The organism is Pelagibacterium montanilacus (genome assembly GCF_003992665.1).
Classification (GTDB): domain Bacteria; phylum Pseudomonadota; class Alphaproteobacteria; order Rhizobiales; family Devosiaceae; genus Pelagibacterium; species Pelagibacterium montanilacus.
The window spans coordinates 118,483-136,924 of sequence record NZ_RZMX01000055.1 but is presented as its reverse complement, the minus strand read 5'-3'; the positions used below and the strand labels follow the sequence as shown (position 1 = coordinate 136,924).

General features: G+C 66.8%; 17 protein-coding genes. 9 read left to right on the top strand and 8 right to left on the bottom strand.

Going from position 1 to position 18,442, the window contains the following annotated elements; genetic code table 11:
• Window positions 1-20: 20 nt before the first annotated feature.
• The 3 genes from EO136_RS15900 (at window position 21) to EO136_RS15890 (ending at window position 4,461) form a co-directional block, all read left to right on the top strand.
• Complete coding sequence (locus tag EO136_RS15900) at window positions 21-338, top strand: DUF3467 domain-containing protein (RefSeq protein WP_127145373.1); 318 nt, start codon at window positions 21-23, stop codon at window positions 336-338.
• 113 nt (window positions 339-451) lie between these two features.
• The gene (locus EO136_RS15895) at window positions 452-2,329 is read left to right on the top strand and encodes an efflux RND transporter periplasmic adaptor subunit (protein ID WP_127145372.1); all 1,878 of its coding nucleotides are present in this window, start codon (window positions 452-454) and stop codon (window positions 2,327-2,329) included.
• Complete coding sequence (locus tag EO136_RS15890) at window positions 2,308-4,461, top strand: site-2 protease family protein (RefSeq protein WP_127145371.1); 2,154 nt, start codon at window positions 2,308-2,310, stop codon at window positions 4,459-4,461. The genes EO136_RS15895 and EO136_RS15890 overlap by 22 nt, the downstream gene beginning before the upstream one ends.
• A gap of 73 nt (window positions 4,462-4,534) precedes the next feature.
• On the opposite strand, the gene EO136_RS15885 is transcribed toward EO136_RS15890, so the two are convergent.
• The 3 genes from EO136_RS15885 to EO136_RS15875 all read right to left on the bottom strand — a co-directional run bounded on the left by EO136_RS15885 (window position 4,535) and on the right by EO136_RS15875 (window position 6,827).
• Window positions 4,535-5,377, bottom strand: coding sequence for a fumarylacetoacetate hydrolase family protein (locus tag EO136_RS15885; RefSeq protein WP_127145370.1), 843 nt, complete (start codon window positions 5,375-5,377; stop codon window positions 4,535-4,537).
• Between the two features lie 34 nt (window positions 5,378-5,411).
• Complete coding sequence (locus EO136_RS15880; protein WP_127145369.1) at window positions 5,412-6,143, bottom strand: SDR family oxidoreductase; 732 nt, start codon at window positions 6,141-6,143, stop codon at window positions 5,412-5,414.
• A gap of 120 nt (window positions 6,144-6,263) precedes the next feature.
• Window positions 6,264-6,827, bottom strand: a complete 564-nt coding sequence (locus tag EO136_RS15875) for a helix-turn-helix transcriptional regulator (RefSeq protein WP_127145368.1) — start codon at window positions 6,825-6,827, stop codon at window positions 6,264-6,266.
• A gap of 68 nt (window positions 6,828-6,895) precedes the next feature.
• Here EO136_RS15875 and EO136_RS15870 point away from each other — a divergent pair, with 68 nt between their 5' ends.
• Both EO136_RS15870 and EO136_RS15865 read left to right on the top strand, forming a co-directional pair.
• Complete coding sequence (locus tag EO136_RS15870) at window positions 6,896-8,077, top strand: acetyl-CoA C-acetyltransferase (RefSeq protein ID WP_127145367.1); 1,182 nt, start codon at window positions 6,896-6,898, stop codon at window positions 8,075-8,077.
• A 31-nt stretch (window positions 8,078-8,108) separates the two neighbouring features.
• Window positions 8,109-10,052, top strand: a complete 1,944-nt coding sequence (locus EO136_RS15865) for an acetoacetate--CoA ligase (RefSeq protein WP_127145366.1) — start codon at window positions 8,109-8,111, stop codon at window positions 10,050-10,052.
• A 15-nt stretch (window positions 10,053-10,067) separates the two neighbouring features.
• On the opposite strand, the gene EO136_RS15860 is transcribed toward EO136_RS15865, so the two are convergent.
• From EO136_RS15860 to EO136_RS15845, 4 genes are read right to left on the bottom strand one after another with little or no spacing between them, the layout of a single operon-like run.
• Window positions 10,068-11,198, bottom strand: a complete 1,131-nt coding sequence (locus EO136_RS15860; RefSeq protein WP_246018413.1) for a metal ABC transporter permease — start codon at window positions 11,196-11,198, stop codon at window positions 10,068-10,070.
• The gene (locus EO136_RS15855) at window positions 11,195-12,322 is read right to left on the bottom strand and encodes a metal ABC transporter permease (protein ID WP_127145365.1); all 1,128 of its coding nucleotides are present in this window, start codon (window positions 12,320-12,322) and stop codon (window positions 11,195-11,197) included. Before EO136_RS15855 ends, EO136_RS15860 begins: the two co-directional genes overlap by 4 nt.
• A 3-nt stretch (window positions 12,323-12,325) precedes the next feature.
• Complete coding sequence (locus tag EO136_RS15850; RefSeq protein WP_127145364.1) at window positions 12,326-13,108, bottom strand: metal ABC transporter ATP-binding protein; 783 nt, start codon at window positions 13,106-13,108, stop codon at window positions 12,326-12,328.
• A 29-nt stretch (window positions 13,109-13,137) separates the two neighbouring features.
• The gene (locus tag EO136_RS15845) at window positions 13,138-14,079 is read right to left on the bottom strand and encodes a metal ABC transporter solute-binding protein, Zn/Mn family (RefSeq protein ID WP_127145363.1); all 942 of its coding nucleotides are present in this window, start codon (window positions 14,077-14,079) and stop codon (window positions 13,138-13,140) included.
• 219 nt (window positions 14,080-14,298) lie between these two features.
• Between EO136_RS15845 and EO136_RS15840 the strand changes: the two genes are divergently transcribed.
• The 4 genes from EO136_RS15840 (at window position 14,299) to EO136_RS15825 (ending at window position 17,666) form a co-directional block, all read left to right on the top strand.
• Window positions 14,299-15,144: an ABC transporter substrate-binding protein gene (locus tag EO136_RS15840; RefSeq protein ID WP_246018412.1), complete on the top strand. Its 846-nt coding sequence runs from the start codon at window positions 14,299-14,301 to the stop codon at window positions 15,142-15,144.
• Entirely contained in the window at window positions 15,141-16,025 is an 885-nt protein-coding gene (locus tag EO136_RS15835) for an amino acid ABC transporter permease (protein ID WP_127145362.1), read from the top strand. The genes EO136_RS15840 and EO136_RS15835 overlap by 4 nt, the downstream gene beginning before the upstream one ends.
• A complete protein-coding gene (locus EO136_RS15830) occupies window positions 16,022-16,771 on the top strand; it encodes an amino acid ABC transporter ATP-binding protein (protein ID WP_127145361.1) in 750 nt (249 codons plus the stop codon). The genes EO136_RS15835 and EO136_RS15830 overlap by 4 nt, the downstream gene beginning before the upstream one ends.
• Before the next feature lie 157 nt (window positions 16,772-16,928).
• The gene (locus tag EO136_RS15825; protein WP_127145360.1) at window positions 16,929-17,666 is read left to right on the top strand and encodes a Crp/Fnr family transcriptional regulator; all 738 of its coding nucleotides are present in this window, start codon (window positions 16,929-16,931) and stop codon (window positions 17,664-17,666) included.
• A gap of 76 nt (window positions 17,667-17,742) precedes the next feature.
• Here EO136_RS15825 and EO136_RS15820 read toward each other — a convergent pair whose 3' ends face one another.
• Entirely contained in the window at window positions 17,743-18,381 is a 639-nt protein-coding gene (locus EO136_RS15820) for a pyridoxamine 5'-phosphate oxidase family protein (protein WP_246018411.1), read from the bottom strand.
• Window positions 18,382-18,442: the final 61 nt, after the last annotated feature.

Here is an 18,442-nt window from a genome sequence, read left to right as displayed (position 1 = left end):
ATTGGTATAAAGGACACTTCATGAGCAACGACGCCATCGATCCCCTCGCCGGAGCCAACGCAAATGCCGACGGCAAGGCTCCGGTCAACATCAACTGGGACGACAAGAACATCGAGAGCCGGTATTCCAATATCGCGACGGTTACCGCCACGCGCGAGGAGTTCTTCTTCCTGTTCGGCACACACCAGAACTGGCGCGGGGTCGAGGGTGGCCAGCCGGTCGAGGTCGAGCTGTCCAACCGCATGGTTCTCAGCCCCTTTGCCGCAAAGCGGTTGCTTTTGATCCTCAATCAGACCGTCAAGGCCTACGAGCAGCGCTTCGGCGAGGTCAAGCTCTAGAGCTTATCCTCTTCTGATTGACTCAGAAGAGGAGCTCTAAATCTTCGATGTAGATCCGCACAAGAGGGGGCGCACCGGGTGCCCCCGTTCCTGCGGCAGGGATGAACGCGTCCATGAGCAATCCCGCCCCCTTTTCCGATCGTGCGGCAGCCGAGGCTGACGGCGCGCGCGCGTCCGCGCAATCGGAGCGCTTTTCGGCGTGGTTCGATGCGCTCAGGAGCGCCGATCCGGCGTTCCTCTGGGCCGGGCTCTATGGCGCCGATTCCGATTCCGAGACGGTGCTGGAGACCGCGGGCGACCGGCCGGGCGGGGCGATGGCGGGTATCGTGCGCTCGTCGCGCTCGACCGACAGGCTGAAACTTGCCGTGCTCAGCGCCTCGGGCAGCCCGCCGCGCACGGGCATGGCGTCTCCGGTTTCCTCGCAGGCGGGGGTGTTCATCGTCGGCGCGGTGCTGGACTGCAAGCTGATCGATGCAACCCGGCGGGCGGCGTTGTTCCAGGCGGCGGTCGAGGAACTGGCACGGCCCGAGCCCGAACGCCGGCGCGAGCCAGCGGCCGAGCCTGGGCCGCAGATGGCGTCCGACCCCGCGCCTTTCGCTGCTCCGCCAAGGCAGAGCCGGGCCGCGCCTCCGGTCCAGGGACCTGCTCCCATCACCGACGCAGCGGTGCTCGAGCTTGTTGCCCAGGTACACGAGCCGGGTTTTCCCGGCGCGCTCTATGAGATGCTGACCGGCAATCTGGCAAGTCAGATGGCGGTGCTGTGCCGCGTGCGGGGCTCGAAAATCAAGGTGTTGCGGGCGTCCGACCCGCGCGATGCGCTGCCGCGCGGCAGCCGGGTGGGGCACGCGCGCCGCGCCGCGATCGTCTCCGCGGCGCGGGCCGGGCACGCCATCGCGGCCTCCGGGGTGTCCGATCAGGGCGTCGCGGGTATCGAGGAGAGCCTCGACCTCGCGCTCCTGACCGATTTTTCCGGCGTTGATGGTGCGCTGGCCTTTTGCATGGACCACCCCAAGGGCGGCAAGCTGGTGCTGCTTGCGGAACGGGCCGAGCGGCTCGAGGAGGGGATGGTCTCGATGCTGGCCGCCCAGCAGCCGGTGATCGCACGGCTTTCGCGGGCGCTCGGGGTGATCGAAGGCCAGAAGCGGGGACCCGATCTGGGATGGCTGCCCATGGCGCTCGATCCGCGCCGGCTGCGGTTCTGGCTTCTTGCCGGCGCGGTTGCGCTGGGGGTGTGGCTGGCCCTGCCGGCGCCCTTCAACGTCGTGGGATCGGCGACGCTGAGGGCCGGCTCGCAGGCGACGCTTGTCGCCCCGAGGGACGGGCTGCTGCTCGAGGCGGGGTTCCAGGCGGGCGATATCGTGCGCGCCGGCGATGTGCTGGCCCGTTTCGACACGCGGGAACTGACGCTGAGGCGGGCACGGATCGCAGCCCAACTCGAGCAGGCCCAGAGCCGGCGCATGTCGGCGATGGCCCAGTTCGACACCGCCGCGGTGCAGGTGACCGATGGTGAATTGCGCGCGCTTGGGGCCGAACAGGATCTGCTCGACCTGCTGCTCGAGCAGTCCGAACTGGTGGCGGCAGAGGATTCCCTGATCGTTTCGGGCGACATGAGCGACCGGACCGGGTCGGTGATGCGTCAGGGCGAGACCATGTTCCAGCTCGCGCCGGTGGACAGTTTCGTTGCCGCAGTCGATATCGGGCATACGGATGTCACCGAGGTTTCCGAGGGGCTGTCGGGCGAGCTGAGGCTGACGGCGCTGCCGTTCGAGACGTTCCCGATCGCAATCGAGCGGGTGGCGCTCTCGACGCCCGACGATGCCGGCGTGCCCGGGTTCGTCGCGACCGCGCAGGTCGGGGGGCACGATCCCGCCTTCCGGCCCGGAATGCAGGGCGTGGCCCATATCCGGGCGGGCGAAGCCAATCGCGCCTGGGTTCTGGCGCGCGACCTGGTGCTTTGGGCGAGGATGCAATGGTGGCGCTGGGTGCCCTGACGGGCGATGACATGGCGGCCCCGGCCTCCGCGCAGGAGGCCTATTCCGATCGCTTTTTATCGGCGCGCCCGCGGCTTGCCGGCCAAGTGCGGCTCGGCTCTGTCCATCAGCGCGACGAGACCGTCTACCGCGCCCACGACGCGGTTTCGGGCAGGACGGTGGAGATGTCGGCCTTTGCCGCCGCGGTGCTGCACAAATGCGACGGCACGCGGCTGGCCGCCGATATCGCGCGGTCAATGCGCGCCTATGGGCCAGACCAGACCGACGCGGCGCTGGCCCGGCTGGTGGTTTCGGTGTTGCGGACCGCCGAAGGGCAGGGGCTGCTCGTGCCCATCGCGCCCGAGGGGCAGGGCAGCGCGCCGATGGCCGAGCCGGGATTTTTCGCCCGGACATTGCGCAATCCGCTCTTTACCCGCATTTCGCTGTTCTCGCCCGACCGGGCGCTCGATCGGCTCGCGCCGCTGGCGCGGGCGGTGTTCAGCGGACCGGCGGCGCTGGTCTGGGGCGCGATCGTGGGGCTGGGGGCCGTACTGGCCGCCTCCAATTTCGGGGCGCTGGTGGCCTATGGGCAGGACCATGCCCTCGACCAGCTCAATCTCTTATGGCTGGTGCTGCTCTTCCCGCTGATCAAGATCATCCACGAGATGGGCCACGCGCTGGCCTGCAAGCGGTGGGGCGGGGAGGTGCGCGATTTCGGGGTGATGATGCTGGTCTTCGTCCCCATCCCTTATGTGGATTGCTCGGACAGTGCGTTTTTCGTGCGTCGGCGACAGCGGATCGCGGTGGCCGGGGCGGGGATGATGGCAGAGTTCGTGATCGCCACGGTCGCGCTCGTCGTCTGGATCGTCTCGACCGAGGATTTCGTGCGGCTTCTGGCGTTCAACGCCATGGTGCTGACCACGCTGACCACGGTGGTCTTCAACGCAAACCCGCTGCTGCGGTTCGATGCCTATTACATCCTGTGCGAAGTGATCGGGATCGACAATCTGGGCACCCGGTCCCAGAAGACCATCCGGCAGTTGGCCCGCAGGGTGTTTCTCGGCGAGCATCCGACCGAGACGCTGGCGCGCAGCGGCGGGGAGGCGGCGCTGTTCGTGGTCTACGGGGTGGCCTCGTTCCTCTACAAATGCTTCATCGTTTTCGTGGTCATCGTGAGCGTCTTTCCGCGCTTTTTCATCGCCGGGCTGATCTTTTCGATCTGGGGAGCGGTGGCAATGGTAGGGCTGCCGATCTGGCGCACGGCCTCGGGTATCGCAACGGAAATGGGAAAGAAAGGACCCGGCATGGGCAAGACGTTGGCGGTACGGCTCGGCGTGCCGATCCTGATCGTTGCGGGGGCGCTGGCGCTGCCCATTCCCTATGCGATCATCGCGCAGGCGAGCGTAGCGGTGCCGCCCCAGGCCATCGTGCGGGCGGGGGCGAGCGGGCAGGTGGCGGCGCTTCCCGCGGGGCGCGCGGCCGAGGTCGCGGCGGGCGACGAGCTGATCCGGCTCACCGACGACATTCTGGACGCCGAGATCCTCGTGGCCGAGGCGCAGCTTTCGGCCCAGACCAGCCGCTATCAGGCGCTTCTGGCCAACAATATTGCCGAGGCCGGGCTGGTGCGTTCGGAAATGGCGTTCCTCCAACGCGATCTCGCGCAAAGCATGGAAAACCGCGACCGGCTGGTGGTGACCGCATCGAGCGCGGGCACGTTCGACGCGGATGCCGAGGTGCGCACGGGCACCTATGTGCAGACCGGCCAGCAGGTGGGGCTGCTTTCGGGGCCCGACCCCCGGCGCACGGTGCTCGTCTCGCTCTCCCAGGAGGATGCCGATCTGGTGCGGGCCCGGGTCGAGGGGGTGGCGGTGCGGGCGCGGGAGGCCGACAGCATGTCGGTCCCGGCAAGCATTCTGCGGGACTATCCGCTGCTGGTCGAGGCCGAGGAAGGGTCCGGGCAGCTCGATGCCACCGGGCGGTTCGTGCTCGAGCTCGCGGTCGAGGACGGCTCAGCGCTCGGCTACGGGCGGCCCGTGGAGGTGAGGATCGATCTGGGATCGGCCCCCGCTGCCCAGCAGATGTGGCGGGCGGTCGGGATATGGTTTGAAAAGCTGATGATGTCGCGCCACATCCACCAGACCGGCGGGGCCTGAGGCATCGGGCGAAAAGAAACGCCCGGCATGGGCCGGGCGTTTGCAATCAGAGGCGTGGTTGTGTCGCTGGCGGTCAGGCCTGGACGCAGGTCTGGCGCTGGGTGCCCAGTCCCTCGATGCTCAGTTCCATGACGTCGCCGGGCTTGAGAAAGACATTGGGCTTGAGGCCCAGCCCGACGCCCGGAGGGGTGCCGGTGGAGATGATGTCGCCGGGACGCAGGCTCATGAACTGGCTCAGATAGCTCACCAGATAGCGCACGCCATAGACCATGGTCCGGGTCGAGCCGTCCTGGTAGCGGTGGCCGTTGACCTCGAGCCACATGCCCAGGTTCTGGGGGTCGGCGACCTCGTCCGGGGTGACGAGCCAGGGGCCGGTGGGGCCGAAGGTGTCGGCAGACTTGCCCTTGGTCCACTGGCCGTGGCGCTCGGCCTGGAAGGCACGTTCGGAGACGTCGTTGATGACGCAATAACCCGCGACGTGGTCCATGGCCTCGTCTTCCGAGACGTATTTGGCGGTCTTGCCGATCACCACGCCCAACTCGACTTCCCAATCGGTCTTTTCGGAAGTGCGCGGGATTTCCACGTCGTCATTGGGCCCCACGATCGCGGAGGTGGCCTTCATGAAGATGATGGGCTCGGGCGGGACCGTGGCGCCGGTTTCTGCGGCGTGGTCCGAATAGTTGAGCCCGATGCAGATGAACTTGCCGGTGCCCGCGACGCACGGGCCAAGCCGGGGATTGCCCTCGACCTTGGGCAGGCTGTCGTGATCGAGCCGGCCGAGCGCGGCGAGCCCCGCGGGCAGCAGGGTATCGCCCGCGATGTCGCCCACATGGCTCGAAAGGTCGCGAATGGTGCCGTCCTGTGCCAGAAGGCCGGGCTTTTCCGCCCCCGGGGGGCCGTAACGCAGCAGTTTCATGGTCTCTTTTCCTGCTCGGTTCGAAAATGATCTCTCAGGTCAGCCAGCCGCCGTCGATGACGTGGATCTGGCCGGTCGTGTAGGTCGCGCCCGCGAGATAGACGGCGAGATCGGCGATCTCCTCGGGCGAGCCGATGCGCCCGATGGGCTGGCGCGCGATGAAGGCCTTGCGGGCCGCTTCGTAATCCCCGGTCGCTGCGAGACGCTGCTGGAGCGAGGGGCTTTCGACCGTGCCCGGGCAGATGGCGTTGCAGCGGATGCCGCGGGTGACGTAGTCGGCGGCGATCGATTTGGTGAGGCCCACGACGCCGGCCTTGGTGACCGAATAGGCGCAGCGGTTGGGCACGCCCTTGGGGCTGCCGGCAACCGAGGACATGTTGATGATCGAGCCGTCGCCGCGCTCGAGCATGCCCGGGAGCACGGCCTGGATGGCCCGGATCTGCGCCCTGACATTGAGATCGAAGGCGAAGTCCAGGTCGGCATCGGCCATCTCGAGCACGGTGCCGTTGTGGACGACGCCTGCGCAGTTGAAAAGGATGTCGATGGCCCCGATCGTCTCGACCAGCGCCTTGATGTCCCCGGCCTTGAGAACGTCGAGACGATGGGTCTCGATCCCGGCCTCGGATCCGAGCCGGGCCAGGGCCTCCTCGTTGATGTCGGTGGCCACCACGCGCGCGCCGGCCAGTGCGAAGGCCCGGGCGCTTGCCGCGCCGATCCCCTGTGCCGCGGCGGTAATCAGGACCGTCTTGCCCTCGAGCTTTCCCAATCTCGTCTCCTCTTGGCTTGTCGCAATGCCCTTACAGGGCGCGACGATGCGCTTCAATGGAACTTTGCATCGCGTCTCTGGAATGAGGCCGTTGAGCTATCACACAATCGATCTGATCCATCAACTTGAATGTTGGCCGCTGAACCAGGCGACGAGCTCGGCGGTGTTGCGCAGGCCGAGCCGGTGCAGGATACGGTAGCGGTGGGTCTCTACGCTTCTGGGGGACAGCCCGATTTCGGTGGCGATCTCGGTGTTGGTCTTGCCCAGCGTCACGAGGGTGACGATCTGGCGCTGGCGATCGGTGAGGCCCAGACCCGCGCGGTGGACCGGGCGGGTGAGCGGATCAAAGCAGTAGAGCGCCTCGGAAAAGGGATCGGCCTCGATCATGGAGCGTCCGCGCACATGGCACCAGAAAAGCGTGCCGTCGCGTTTGCGCATGACGCGCTCGTCTGTATAGGAGCGCCCGCCGGCAAGGTTGGTGCGCCAGAGATCGCCCACCATCACGAAGTCGTTGAGGCGCGGATAGAGCATGTTGAAGCTGCGGCCGCGCAACTCCTCGGGCTCGTAGCCGAAGGCCTCTGCAAAGCTGCGGTTGACGTCCCGGATGATCCTGTGGGTGGCGAACACCATGGGGACCGGCAGGGCTTCGAGGCTGAAGGCGGGGTCGCGGCGCGGGGACGTCATGACGTGTAAATACGTCTATCTGGGGTGGGCCCGCAAGCCTTAAAACAGGGGGCAAAAGGAGGAGCTCCATGGCTGACAGAGACGTTTTCATCGTATCGGGCAAGCGCACGCCCATCGGAACGCTCGGCGGCGGGCTCTCGAGCCTGCATGCCCATGAGCTTGGCACCACGGTGATCAAGGCCGCGCTCGAGGCGGCCGGCGAGGGTGTGGCGGACGCGGTGAGCGAGGTGATCCTGGGGCAGGTGCTGACGGCAGGCGCGGGCATGAACCCGGCCCGGCAGGCGGCGCGTGGCGCGGGGCTGAGCGATGCGGGCACCGCATTTCTCGTCAACCAGGTTTGCGGATCGGGGCTGCGGGCGGTTGCGCTGGCGAGCCAGCAGATCATGGTCGGCGACGCCGAAGTGATGGTTGCGGGCGGTCAGGAATCGATGAGCCGGGCGCCCCATGTGGCGACCCTGCGCGCCGGCCAGAAGCTGGGCAATATCGAACTTGTCGACACGGTGATGCGCGACGGGCTGGTCGATGCGTTCTACGGTTATGCCATGGGCATCACGGCTGAAAACGTGGTGCGCCAGTGCGGGCTGACCCGCGAGAACCAGGACGAATATGCGCTGCGGTCCCAGCAGAGGGCCTCGGCGGCGGCGCGCGAGGGCCGGTTCGACGCCGAGATCGTGCCGGTGACGATCCCGGGCCGCAAGGGCGACACGGTGATTTCGGCGGACGAATTCATCCGCCACGACGCGACCATGGACGCCATGACCCGTGTGCGCCCCGCCTTCGAGAAGGACGGCACGGTCACCGCGGCCAACGCCTCGGGGGTCAATGACGGCGCTGCGGCGCTGGTGGTGATGAACCGGGCAGCCATGGAGCGGCACGGCGCGCGGCCCCTGGCGCGGATGGTCTCGTTTGCGACCGCCGGGCTCGATCCGCAGGTGATGGGTCTGGGCCCGATCCCCGCTTCGCGCAAGGCGCTCGAGAAGGCCGGCTGGTCGGTCGGGGACGTCGATATCTGGGAGGCCAACGAGGCCTTCGCGGCCCAGAGCCTTGCGGTGGTCGGTGATCTCGGGCTCGACCCCGAGAGGGTGAACGTCAATGGCGGCGCGATCGCGCTGGGGCATCCGATCGGGGCTTCGGGCGCGCGGGTGCTGGTGACGCTTCTCCATGAGATGGAGCGGCGGGACGCAAAGCGCGGCGTTGCGACCCTTTGCATCGGTGGCGGCATGGGCGTCGCCATGTGCGTGGAACGGTAAGCCGGGACAAACCGGCCGGGGAGGAAGACCAATGGACACTGAAGTGCTCTGGACGCCGTCCGAGGACAAGAAGCGCAACAGCGCTCTTTATGGCTTTGCGCAACAGACCGCCGACCAGCACGGGGCGGCGCCTGACGATTACGCGGCGCTGCACGCCTGGTCGATCGCCGAGCCCGACGCGTTCTATCGTGCGCTCTGGGACGCGCTCGAGATCGTTGGGGACAAGGGCCAAGCCGGGTTCATCGCCGGGGCGACCCAGCGCGATGCGCAGTTCTACCCCGGCGCGCGGCTGAATTACGCCGAGAACCTTCTGCAACGGCGCGACGGCGGGCTGGCGATCATCGCGCACCGGGACGACAAGACGCGGCGCGAGATCACCTGGGCGCAGCTTTACGACGACGTCTCGCGCATGGTCCATGCGCTCAGGGCCGAAGGGGTGGGCGAGGGCGACCGGGTGGCCGCTATCGTCACCCACGATATCGAGGCGATCATCGGCTATCTGGCGACCGCGGCGATCGGGGCGATCTGGTCGTCCTGCTCGCCCGATTTCGGTCCTGCGGGTGCGTCGGACCGGCTGTGCCAGATCGATCCCAAGGTGCTGCTGACGGTCGCCGGCTATGGCTATGCGGGCAAGCAGATCGACGTGACGCCCACCATAAGGGCTGTGGCCGAAGGGGCCGATCTCACGCGCATCGTGATCATCGGCGATGAGGTGCCCGAGGCGCTGGCCGATCTGCCCGCAACGGCATTGACCGACTGGATGGGCGCCCATGAACCCGGGGAGATCACCTTCAACCGGTTGCCCTTCGAGGCGCCGCTGGCGATCCTTTTTTCATCGGGCACGACCGGCAAGCCCAAATGCATCGTCCATTCGGGCGCGGGGCTCCTGCTTCAGCACAAAAAGGAGCTGGTGCTCCAGTGCGACATCAAGCGCGACGAGCGGTTTTTCTATTTCACCACATGCGGCTGGATGATGTGGAACTGGCAGGTCACCGGGCTTTCGGTGGGCGCGACGCTTGTCACCTATGACGGCAACCCGTTCTATCCGGCGCCCGGCCGGCTGCTCGATCTGGCCGATGCCGAGGACGTGGCGATCTTCGGCACCAGCGCGAAATATATCGATGCGTGCAACAAGGCCGGTCTCAAGCCGCGCGAGACCCACAGGCTCGATCATCTCAAGCTGATCCTGTCGACCGGTTCGCCGCTGATCGGGCCGAGTTTTGACTATATCTACACCGACTGGAAGGCCGATGTGCATCTGGCCTCGATCTCGGGGGGCACCGATATCTGCGCGTGCTTCCTCGGGGGCAATCCCGTCTGGCCGGTGCGGCGCGGGGAATTGCAGTGCGCGCTTCTGGGGATCGATGTGGATACGCTCGATGACGAGGGCCATCCGGTTTCGGGCGTGCCGGGTGAGTTCGTCTGCCGCAATGCCCACCTTTCGATGCCGGTGATGTTCTGGGGCGATACGGACGGCTCGCGCTACACCGACGCCTATTTCACCCGGTTCGAGGGCATCTGGGCGCATGGGGACTATGTGGAAAAGCGCCCCTCGGGCGGTTTCGTGATCCATGGGCGGTCCGACACCACGCTCAACCCGGGCGGGGTGCGCATCGGCACGGCGGAAATCTACCGCCAGGTCGAGACGGTCGATGCGGTCGAGGAAGCGGTGGCCGTGGGTCAGGACATCGACGGGGACCAGCGGGTGATCCTGTTCGTGAAGATGAAGGCGGGCCATGGGCTCGACGAGGCGCTGGAAAAGACCATCCGCCAGCGCATCCGCTCGGGCGCGAGCCCCCGTCACGTGCCGGCGCGGATCATCGCGGTTGAGGCCATTCCCCGGACGCGCAACAACAAAGTCTCGGAAATCGCGGTGCGCGACACGATCCATGGGCGGCCGGTCAAGAACACGACCGCGCTCGCCAATCCCGAAGCGCTCGAGCTCTACAAGGACCTGACCGAGCTCAAGGCCTGACCAGGGGCCCGGCGATCAGTGTGACCACGGCTCGAGGATTTCCCGGGCCGTGGCGCGCCCCTTCTCGGTCAGCTCGAGGAGAGGGCCCTTGCGCCGCACGAGGCCCTGATCGAGGCAGGCGAGGAGGACCGAACGGGCGCGCTCCTCGCTCCAGTGCAGGTGCTCGCGCATGGCGCGGGCGACGTTTTCCTCACCCTGGTCGGGCTCGCCTTCATGGTTGAAAAGGTGGATTGCGAGGGTCCGGCAGCGATTGTCCTGACGGCGGGCATTGACCCGCAGCAGCCGGGCAAGGATGCCGTGGCGCGGGCCAAAGGCGAGCGCCAGCATAAAGCACAGCCCGGTCATCACTGCCATCATGCCGGCGATCGAAACGTTGAAGGCGAGCGCCAACCAATAGCCCCCGACCGCAGAGACAACGGCAATTGCGCAGCCGATCGCCAGCATGCGCGAAAGCCGGTCGGTCAGCAGATAGGCAGCGGCGGGGGGGACGATGACGAAGGCGACGACGAGGATCGCGCCGACGGCATCGAAGGCGGCGACAGCGGTCATCGAGGTCAGCGCGAGCAGCGCGTAGTTGAGGGCCGCAGGGGCAAAGCCGAGCGCCGAGGCGAGGGCCGCGTCGAAAGTCGAGAGCTTGAGCTCCTTATAGAACAGGGCAACGAAGGCGAGGTTGAGCACCGCCATGGCGCCCATCCAGATCATGGCTTCGGGCACCGGCTGGCCAAGGAGTTCGATCGTGTCGAGCCAGACGAAGCCGATCTCGCCCAGAAGGACGGTGTGCTCGTCGATATGGACGTCGCGCGCATAGAGATTGATGAGCAGGACGCCGATTGAAAAGAGGGCCGGGAAGACCAGCCCGATCGCCGCGTCCTGACGCACGCGCCCGCTGGCGACCAGGATCTGGGTGAGGACCACGGTGAGAAGGCCGGTGAGGGCCGCGCCTGCGATCTGGACCGGGCCCGAGGCCTGCCGGGTCAGCAGCCAGACGATGATGATGCCGAAGACGATCGAATGGCTGATCGCGTCCGAAAGCATGGAATTGCCGCGCAGAACCAGGAAGGTGCCCACGAGCGCGGAGGCGATGCCCACGAGCGCACCCGTGGTCATGATCATGGCGCCCGGATCATTGAAATAGGCGGCGATCACTGCGGTTCGTCCTCGCGTTCGGTGGGGTGGGCGACCCGGGCATGTCCCTTGTCGGTGAGACGCCAGTGCGGCGTGGTTTCGGGCGCGTGGCGGGCCGGGGCCACCAGCCCTTTCTGCGCCAGCGCCTCGAGCGCCTGATGGGTTCTCGTGCCGTGATAGGCGTCGATCATGGCCTGTTCAGCGCGATAGTCGGGATCGCCATGCTCGACGGCCAGGTGCGAGAGTGTGCCCAGCACGAGGGTTTCGTGCAGTTCGCGCCTTCCGGCGCGTTGCCGCAACCACGCGGGGATGAGCCCGTTGCGCGGGGCAAGGAGCAGCGAGACCAGAACGATCGCGGAGATGGCAAGGACGATCAGGGGGCCGGTGGAGAGCCCCCGCGCGGTGGCGCTCACAATCGCGCCGCTGGTGCCCGCGAGAATGCCGAAGCCGGCCGCCAGCACGACCATGACCGAGAGCCTGTCGGTCCATTGGCGCGCCGCGACCGCCGGGGCGACGATCATCGCGGCCATGAGGATGACCCCGACCATCTGCAGGCCCACCACGACCGCGAGGGCGATCATCATGGTGAGCGCGATCTCGAGCGCGAGGACCGGAAAGCCCGAGGTGCGGGCGAAGACCGGATCGAAGGTGACGAGCTTGAATTCCTTCCAGAGCAGGGCGACCAGCACGAGGGCGCCCAGCGTGATGGCGCCCATGAGGTAGAGATCGGCCCGCAGGATCGCCGCGGCCTGACCGAAGAGGAAGGTTTCGAGCCCCGCCTGTGTGCCGGTGCCCGTGCTCTGGATGAAGGTGAGAAGGACGACGCCGAGCGCGAAAAAAACGCTCAGCACGATCCCGAGCGCGGCATCGGTCTTGAGGCGGGTGTGCCGGGTGATGCCGATGATGGCGAGCGCGGCGAGCGCGCCCGCCGCCAGCGCTCCGGCAAGGATGGCGGGCATGTCGCGTGCGCCCGCGAGCAGGAAGCCGATGCAGATGCCCGGCAGGGCCGCGTGGCTCAGGGTGTCGCCGAGAAGGCTCTGGCGCCGCAGGACCGCAAAGCTGCCCAGGACGCCCGAAATGGCGCCGAGGAGGGCCGCGCCGACGAGGACATTCTGGATGGTGCTGTCGGCGAGGAGCGCCAGCATGGGTCAGCCCGCCTGCGTGGGCGCGGGGTGGGCCGGTGCGGTCTCGAGCAGCGCGATCTGGCCGCCATAGGCGCGCTTCAGATTCTCGGCGGTGTAAACGTCCGAGACGGGGCCCTGGGCGATCACCCTGACGTTGAGGATCACCAGCCAGTCGAAATAGGAGCGCACGGTCTGGAGGTCGTGGTGGACGACGATGACGGTCTTGCCGCGGTCGCGCAGGCCGCGCAGGAGATTGACGATGGCCTTCTCGGTTGTGGCGTCCACGCCGGCCATGGGTTCGTCGAGAAAATAGATGTCGGCATCCTGGACGAGGGCTCTGGCGATGAAGACGCGCTGCTGCTGGCCACCCGAGAGCTGGCTGATCTGGCGGTCGGCGAAATCGATCATCCCCACCTCGGCCAGTGCGTTGCGGGCCCTGGCGATTTCGGGACGTCCCGGACGGCGGAACCAGCCGAGGTGGCCGTAAAGGCCCATCAGGACGACGTCGAGCGCAGTGGTGGGGAAGTCCCAATCCACGCTCGATCGCTGGGGGACGTAGCCGACATTGCGGCGCTGGTCGCGATAGGGCCGGCCCAGAAGCGTGACGTGGCCGGCAGTGGGGCGAACGAGCCCCAGCACCGCCTTGATGAGGGTGGATTTGCCCGCTCCGTTCGGCCCCACGATGGCGGCCATGACCCCGGGGGGGACGTCAAAGTCGATATCCCAGAGCACGGGGCGCGCGCGGTAGGAGACCGTGAGGTCTTCGACGTGCAGGGCGAGGCCCGGTTCGTGCAGGTGATCGCTCATGATTGGCCCGTTACCCGTTTGTTCGTTTTTCAGCGCAATCGTTCCGGAAGCGGCGGGATCGCTCCGCCCAGTGCCACAACGATATTGGTCGTGTTCTCGACGATCATGCCGACATAGGTGCCGGCCGGCGTTCCGGGCTCGCCCAGGGCATCGGAATACAGCGGATCGCCGACCGAGACCGCGTGGCCCTGCGCGGCCGCGGCTGCGATCACCGCTTCGATGGTGCGCGGGTTGATGGTGGATTCCACGAACACCGCAGGGGTGGCGGTGTCAACGAGAAGCTGGGCGGTGTCCCGGATATCGGCGATTCCGGCCTCCGCATCGGTGGAGATGCCCTGGACCGCCTCGACCGCGATGCCGTAGGCGCGGGCGTAATAGCCGAAGGCGTCGTGGGCGGTGACCAGAATCCGCCGGTCCTCAGGAATGGTCGCGATGGCCTCGCCCACCCAGGCGTCGAGGTCCGAAAGCCGCTCGGCGTGCGAAGCGGCGCGCCCGGCGATCGCTTCGGCGCAATCGGGCGCGCGCTCGGCAAGCGCTTCGGCCATGGGCGCAATGGTGCGGCTCCAGAGCGAGACGTCCATCCAGACGTGGGGGTCGACCCCATAGGAATCGCCGGTGGCGATGAGGTCCTCGGGGGGGATGGCGGCTTCGGCGACGGCGAGGGTCGGAATCTGGCTGGCGTAGCGCTCGAGTACGTCGGCAAGCTGGCCTTCGAGCGAGAGGCCCGAATAGACGATGAGGTCGGCGCCGTTGAGCGCCTGCACGTCCCTGGGCGTGGGGCGATAGAGATGGGGGTCGATGCCCGGGCCCATCATCGCGGTGACCTCGGCGCATTCCCCGGCAAGGACCGCTGCCGTGTCGGCCACCATTCCGGTGGTCGCGACCACCTGCGGGCGGTCTTGGGCCAATGCGGGCAGGGACAGGGTCACGGCGGCGAGGGCGAGCAGCAGGGGCGGCGTTGCGGGGGGCATGGGGATCTTCGGTCTGGCGCGGTGTAGATTGAATATGACAATCATTTGCAGGAATGTCAAGAAGATGCGAATGGTTCGCAAATTGGAGATCGAGCGGGCTGCCTGTGCGCGGGCGCGTCGGCCCGCGCGAATCCCCTTGCGCGGTTTTTCCGGGCGGGGCTATCCTCGGTCGAGAGCAAAGCCCGCCCGATGATGGCGCGAAAAGGGGATGTCAGAGACATGACCGAGACCAGAGAGACGATGCGATACGCCTTTGCCGCCGGCGGGCTGGCCCTGTTTGCGGCGGTGGCGCTGGGGGCGCCGGCCCAGGCCCAGGAGGGTACGCCCGAGGATCCGCGCCTGCACACGCCGGGCCAGTTGACCGTCGCGACCGGCGATGTGGTCTATCCGCCCTGGATGCTCGATGACAGTCCCGAGGGTGGCGAGGGCTTCGAAAACGCCATGGTCTATGCCCTGGCCGAAGAGATGGGGTTCGCGCCCGAAGATGTCGTGTGGGTGCGCGAAACCTTCGACCAGTCCATCGCTCCGGGCGCCAAGAATTATGATTTCGCCATCCAGCAGATTTCGGTGACCGAAGCGCGCGCCGAGGTCGTGGATTTCAGCCGCGTCTATTATCAGCCCGAAAAGGCTGTGATCGCGCTTCCCGGGAGCCCCGTCGAGGAGGCCACGAGCTTTGCCGAACTGGCCGAGGCCAATTGGGGCGTGACCATCGGTACGACCGATCTCGATTATCTGGTCAATATCCTCGGCGTGGACGATGCGGCGGTCTATGACGACCAGGTCGGCGTGTTCCAGGCGATGCGTGCGGGGCAGGTCGACGCCACGGTGGCTGCGCTACCCACAGCCCTTTTCGTTACCGCGGTGCAGGTGCCCGACGCGCAGATCACCGCGTTGCTGCCGGCCGATGAAAACGATCGTGGCCATGGGCTCCTCTTCGAGCAGGACAACCCGCTGGTCGAATGGGTCGACCAGGCTCTGACCGCGATTATCGATCGGGGCATCGTCGACGAACTGGTTGCAGAATATCTCGTGGCCGATCCGGACCTGCCGGCCATCACTGAATGAGCGTTGCGCCGTCCGCCTCCGGGGGCGCTCCAGCCGAGGGGGCGGCACCGCGCCGCCCCGCGCCGCCGCGTCGCCGGAACCAGTGGCGTACCGCAATCAGGCCCACCATCATCAGCGTTCTGAGCGTCCTTTTCGTCTTCGGCGCATTGGGATGGTGGGTTACCTCGGCCGAGATGTGGCCGCAGGTGCGGCTGCAGTTCTTCAACCTCGATGCGATGATTGCGGCTTTTCCCGGGGTGCTCAGGGGCTTTGGGGTGTCGGTAAGCATCTGGCTGAGCGCGCTCGTGGGGATCGGGGTCTGGGCGCTGGTGCTCGCGATCGTACGATCGCTGCGGGCGCCGTGGTTCACACCCTTCCGGCTGATGGTGGTGATCTATATCGACATCTTCCGCGGCATTCCCGTGCTGCTGCTCGTGCTGCTGTTCGGGTTCGGGATTCCCGCGCTCAACCTCCCCGGTCTGCCCAACAGCGGGCTGTTCTGGGGTGCAGTGGCGATGATCCTTTCGTATTCGGCCTATGTGGCCGAGATCTATCGCTCGGGGATCGATGCGGTCCATGAGGGCCAGTGGGCGGCGTCCAAATCGCTGGGGCTTTCGGAATGGCAGACCATGGTCTACGCCGTCCTGCCCCAGGCGCTGCGCAACGTGCTGCCGGCCCTGATGAACATCGTGGTGGCGCTGCAAAAGGACGTGGCGCTGCTCTCGGTGATCGGGGTGCGGGACGCGGTGCGCGAGGCCCAGATCTACACAGCCCAGACCTTCAACTATTCATCGCTGATCGTGGCGGCGGCGCTGTTCATGGCAGCGACCATTCCCATGGCCCGGCTGGCGGACTACGTGACCCGCAAGGATCGCGAGCGGCGACTGCAGAGGGCGGGATGAAGCCACCACGCATAGAGATCGACGGCGTCACCAAATATTACGGGGACGTGCTGGTGCTCGACGATGTCAGCCTGTCGGTGGCCGAGCACGAGGTGGTGTGCCTGATCGGTGCGTCGGGGTCGGGCAAGTCCACGCTCCTGCGCTGCATCAACAGGCTGGTGGAGTTCGACCACGGCACGATCCGGCTCGACGGGGTCTCGATCGAGGACGAGCGCTATGGCGGGACCGGGCTGCAAAAGCGGGTGGGGATCGTCTTCCAATCCTATAACCTGTTCCCGCACATGTCGGTGCTCGACAATGTGACGCTCGCGCCGCGCAAGGTGCACAAGGTCGGGCGGCGGGCCGCCGAGGACAAGGCCCGCGAGCTGCTTTCGCTGTTTGGCATGGGCGATCATGCGGGCAGCTATCCCGAGCAGCTTTCGGGCGGCCAGCAGCAGCGCGTGGCGATCGTGCGCTCGCTGGCGACCAATCCGGACGTGTTGCTGCTCGACGAGATCACCGCGGCGCTTGACCCCGAGCTGATCGGGGAGGTGCTCAAGATCATCCGCAGGCTCAAGGACGAGGGCATGACGATGGTGATCGTCACCCACGAGATGGGCTTTGCCCGGGAAGTGGCCGACACGGTCTGCTTTCTCGAAGGCGGACGGATTCTCGAGGAGGGCGATCCCGCGGCGCTGTTTTCCGCACCCGAGCGCCCCGAGACGCGCCGGTTTCTCCAGCGTATCATCGAGGCGGGGCGGCTTTAGGGGGGGCGTCACACCGCGATCGGGCTTTGCGCTGGGCTGGGCCCGGTATACGCGTCTCGAGCGGGTCTTGCCTCGGCCAAGAACAAGCGTGACCATTGCGGACGCCGGTTCGCGGGCAAGCCCGGACTGGACTGGCTGGGCAAAGGCGGTAGGTGCGATGACCAGGCTGGATATTCACAATTCCGATGTTCCGGTGCTGTGCCGGAGTTGCGAGGTGCGCCACAAGGGCATGTGCGGTGCGCTCGCGCCCGAGCAGCTTCTTGCGCTTGCGGGCCACACCCAGACCGTGCGGCACAAGGCGGGCACCGAACTGCTGGCCGACGACGCCGAGATCACATCTTACGCCAATGTCATGCGCGGGGTGGTGAAACTCTCCAAGATGCTGGAGGACGGGCGCCAGCAGCTCGTGGGGCTGCAGTTCGCGCCGGATTTTCTGGGACGGCTCTATGGCAGCCAGAATGCCCTGGCTGCCGAAGCGGCGTCGGACGTGGAAATCTGCCGCATCCCCAAGGCGGCGCTCGAGCGGCTGGTCAAGGAATATCCCGAGCTCGAGCACAAGCTGATGGAGCAGACCCTGCGCGAACTCGACGAGGCACGGGACTGGATGGTGACGCTGGGCCGCAAGACGGCTGCCGAGAAGGTCGCGAGCTTCCTGATGCTGATCGCGACCCATATCGATCCGGTCTCGCGGGCGCAGGCCGAGCGGAGGGCGTTGACACGCACCCGTTTCGACTTGCCGCTCAGCCGCGCCGATATCGCCGATTTCCTGGGCCTGACCATCGAGACGGTGTCCCGGCAGATGACGCAATTGCGCAAGGACGGGGTGATCGAGATCGTCAATGCACGGTCGATCGTGGTGCCCGACCTCGCGCGGCTGGAGGCGCGTTGCGGGTAGTGCACCTGCGTCTGAGCAAAAAACACCAGCGCACGGGGAGCGGCCATCGGGTCGCTCCCCGTGACGCGCCCGGAGATCAGGCAAACTTCCTGCGCGCAAGGCCGGTGGAGGGCGGTGCGGGGACATCGGGGCCGATCCCGTCCCCGACCGGCGCGCCCAGGGCCGTCACGATCGGGATGACCCCGGCCCAGATGGGCAGGTCGTGATCCTCGACATCGTCCGCCGGTGGCGCCTGCCGGATCTTGGCCGAGGCGTGTTCGATCTCGATGGCGATCACACCGGTGGCCTTGCGTTCCTTGTCGTGCATGGGCCGGACCTCGTCCCAGCGCGAAGGCAGGAGGTGGTTGGTGATCGCCATGAGCGCCCGTTCGGCTTCATCGGGATCGGTGACCAGGCGCGTCGACCCGTGGACGGTAGCGGCGCGATAGTTCATCGAGTGGTGAAAGCCCGAGCGCGCCGCGACGATCCCTTCCAGCAGCGTGACCGTCATGGTCATCGGGTCGCCATCGGCATGCATGGCGACGATGCGGGTCTTTGAGGCGCCGTGCAGGTAGATGGTCTCGCCGCTGCGCGCATAGGCCATGGGCATGACCATGGGCCGACCCTCGGCGATGAACCCCACATGTCCAACGAGCCCGGAATCGAGTATGGCGTGGATCGTCCCGGTGTCGTAGCTGGCGCGGCGGGGCTGACGCGCCCTTGCATAGTTAGGCAATGATTGTGGATCCATGACCGGACCTCCGATCTGCTTGTGTTTGAGGATTTCTTCGAACCAG

Coding starts and splice junctions, on each gene's coding strand:
- EO136_RS15840 (WP_246018412.1), top strand. CDS start 14,299: ATGACCGAGACCAGAGAGACGATGCGATACGCCTTTGCCGCCGGCGGG.
- EO136_RS15875 (WP_127145368.1), bottom strand. CDS start 6,827: ATGACGTCCCCGCGCCGCGACCCCGCCTTCAGCCTCGAAGCCCTGCCG.
- EO136_RS15895 (WP_127145372.1), top strand. CDS start 452: ATGAGCAATCCCGCCCCCTTTTCCGATCGTGCGGCAGCCGAGGCTGAC.
- EO136_RS15830 (WP_127145361.1), top strand. CDS start 16,022: ATGAAGCCACCACGCATAGAGATCGACGGCGTCACCAAATATTACGGG.
- EO136_RS15835 (WP_127145362.1), top strand. CDS start 15,141: ATGAGCGTTGCGCCGTCCGCCTCCGGGGGCGCTCCAGCCGAGGGGGCG.
- EO136_RS15890 (WP_127145371.1), top strand. CDS start 2,308: ATGGTGGCGCTGGGTGCCCTGACGGGCGATGACATGGCGGCCCCGGCC.
- EO136_RS15855 (WP_127145365.1), bottom strand. CDS start 12,322: ATGCTGGCGCTCCTCGCCGACAGCACCATCCAGAATGTCCTCGTCGGC.
- EO136_RS15865 (WP_127145366.1), top strand. CDS start 8,109: ATGGACACTGAAGTGCTCTGGACGCCGTCCGAGGACAAGAAGCGCAAC.
- EO136_RS15825 (WP_127145360.1), top strand. CDS start 16,929: ATGACCAGGCTGGATATTCACAATTCCGATGTTCCGGTGCTGTGCCGG.
- EO136_RS15870 (WP_127145367.1), top strand. CDS start 6,896: ATGGCTGACAGAGACGTTTTCATCGTATCGGGCAAGCGCACGCCCATC.
- EO136_RS15885 (WP_127145370.1), bottom strand. CDS start 5,377: ATGAAACTGCTGCGTTACGGCCCCCCGGGGGCGGAAAAGCCCGGCCTT.
- EO136_RS15900 (WP_127145373.1), top strand. CDS start 21: ATGAGCAACGACGCCATCGATCCCCTCGCCGGAGCCAACGCAAATGCC.
- EO136_RS15850 (WP_127145364.1), bottom strand. CDS start 13,108: ATGAGCGATCACCTGCACGAACCGGGCCTCGCCCTGCACGTCGAAGAC.
- EO136_RS15845 (WP_127145363.1), bottom strand. CDS start 14,079: ATGCCCCCCGCAACGCCGCCCCTGCTGCTCGCCCTCGCCGCCGTGACC.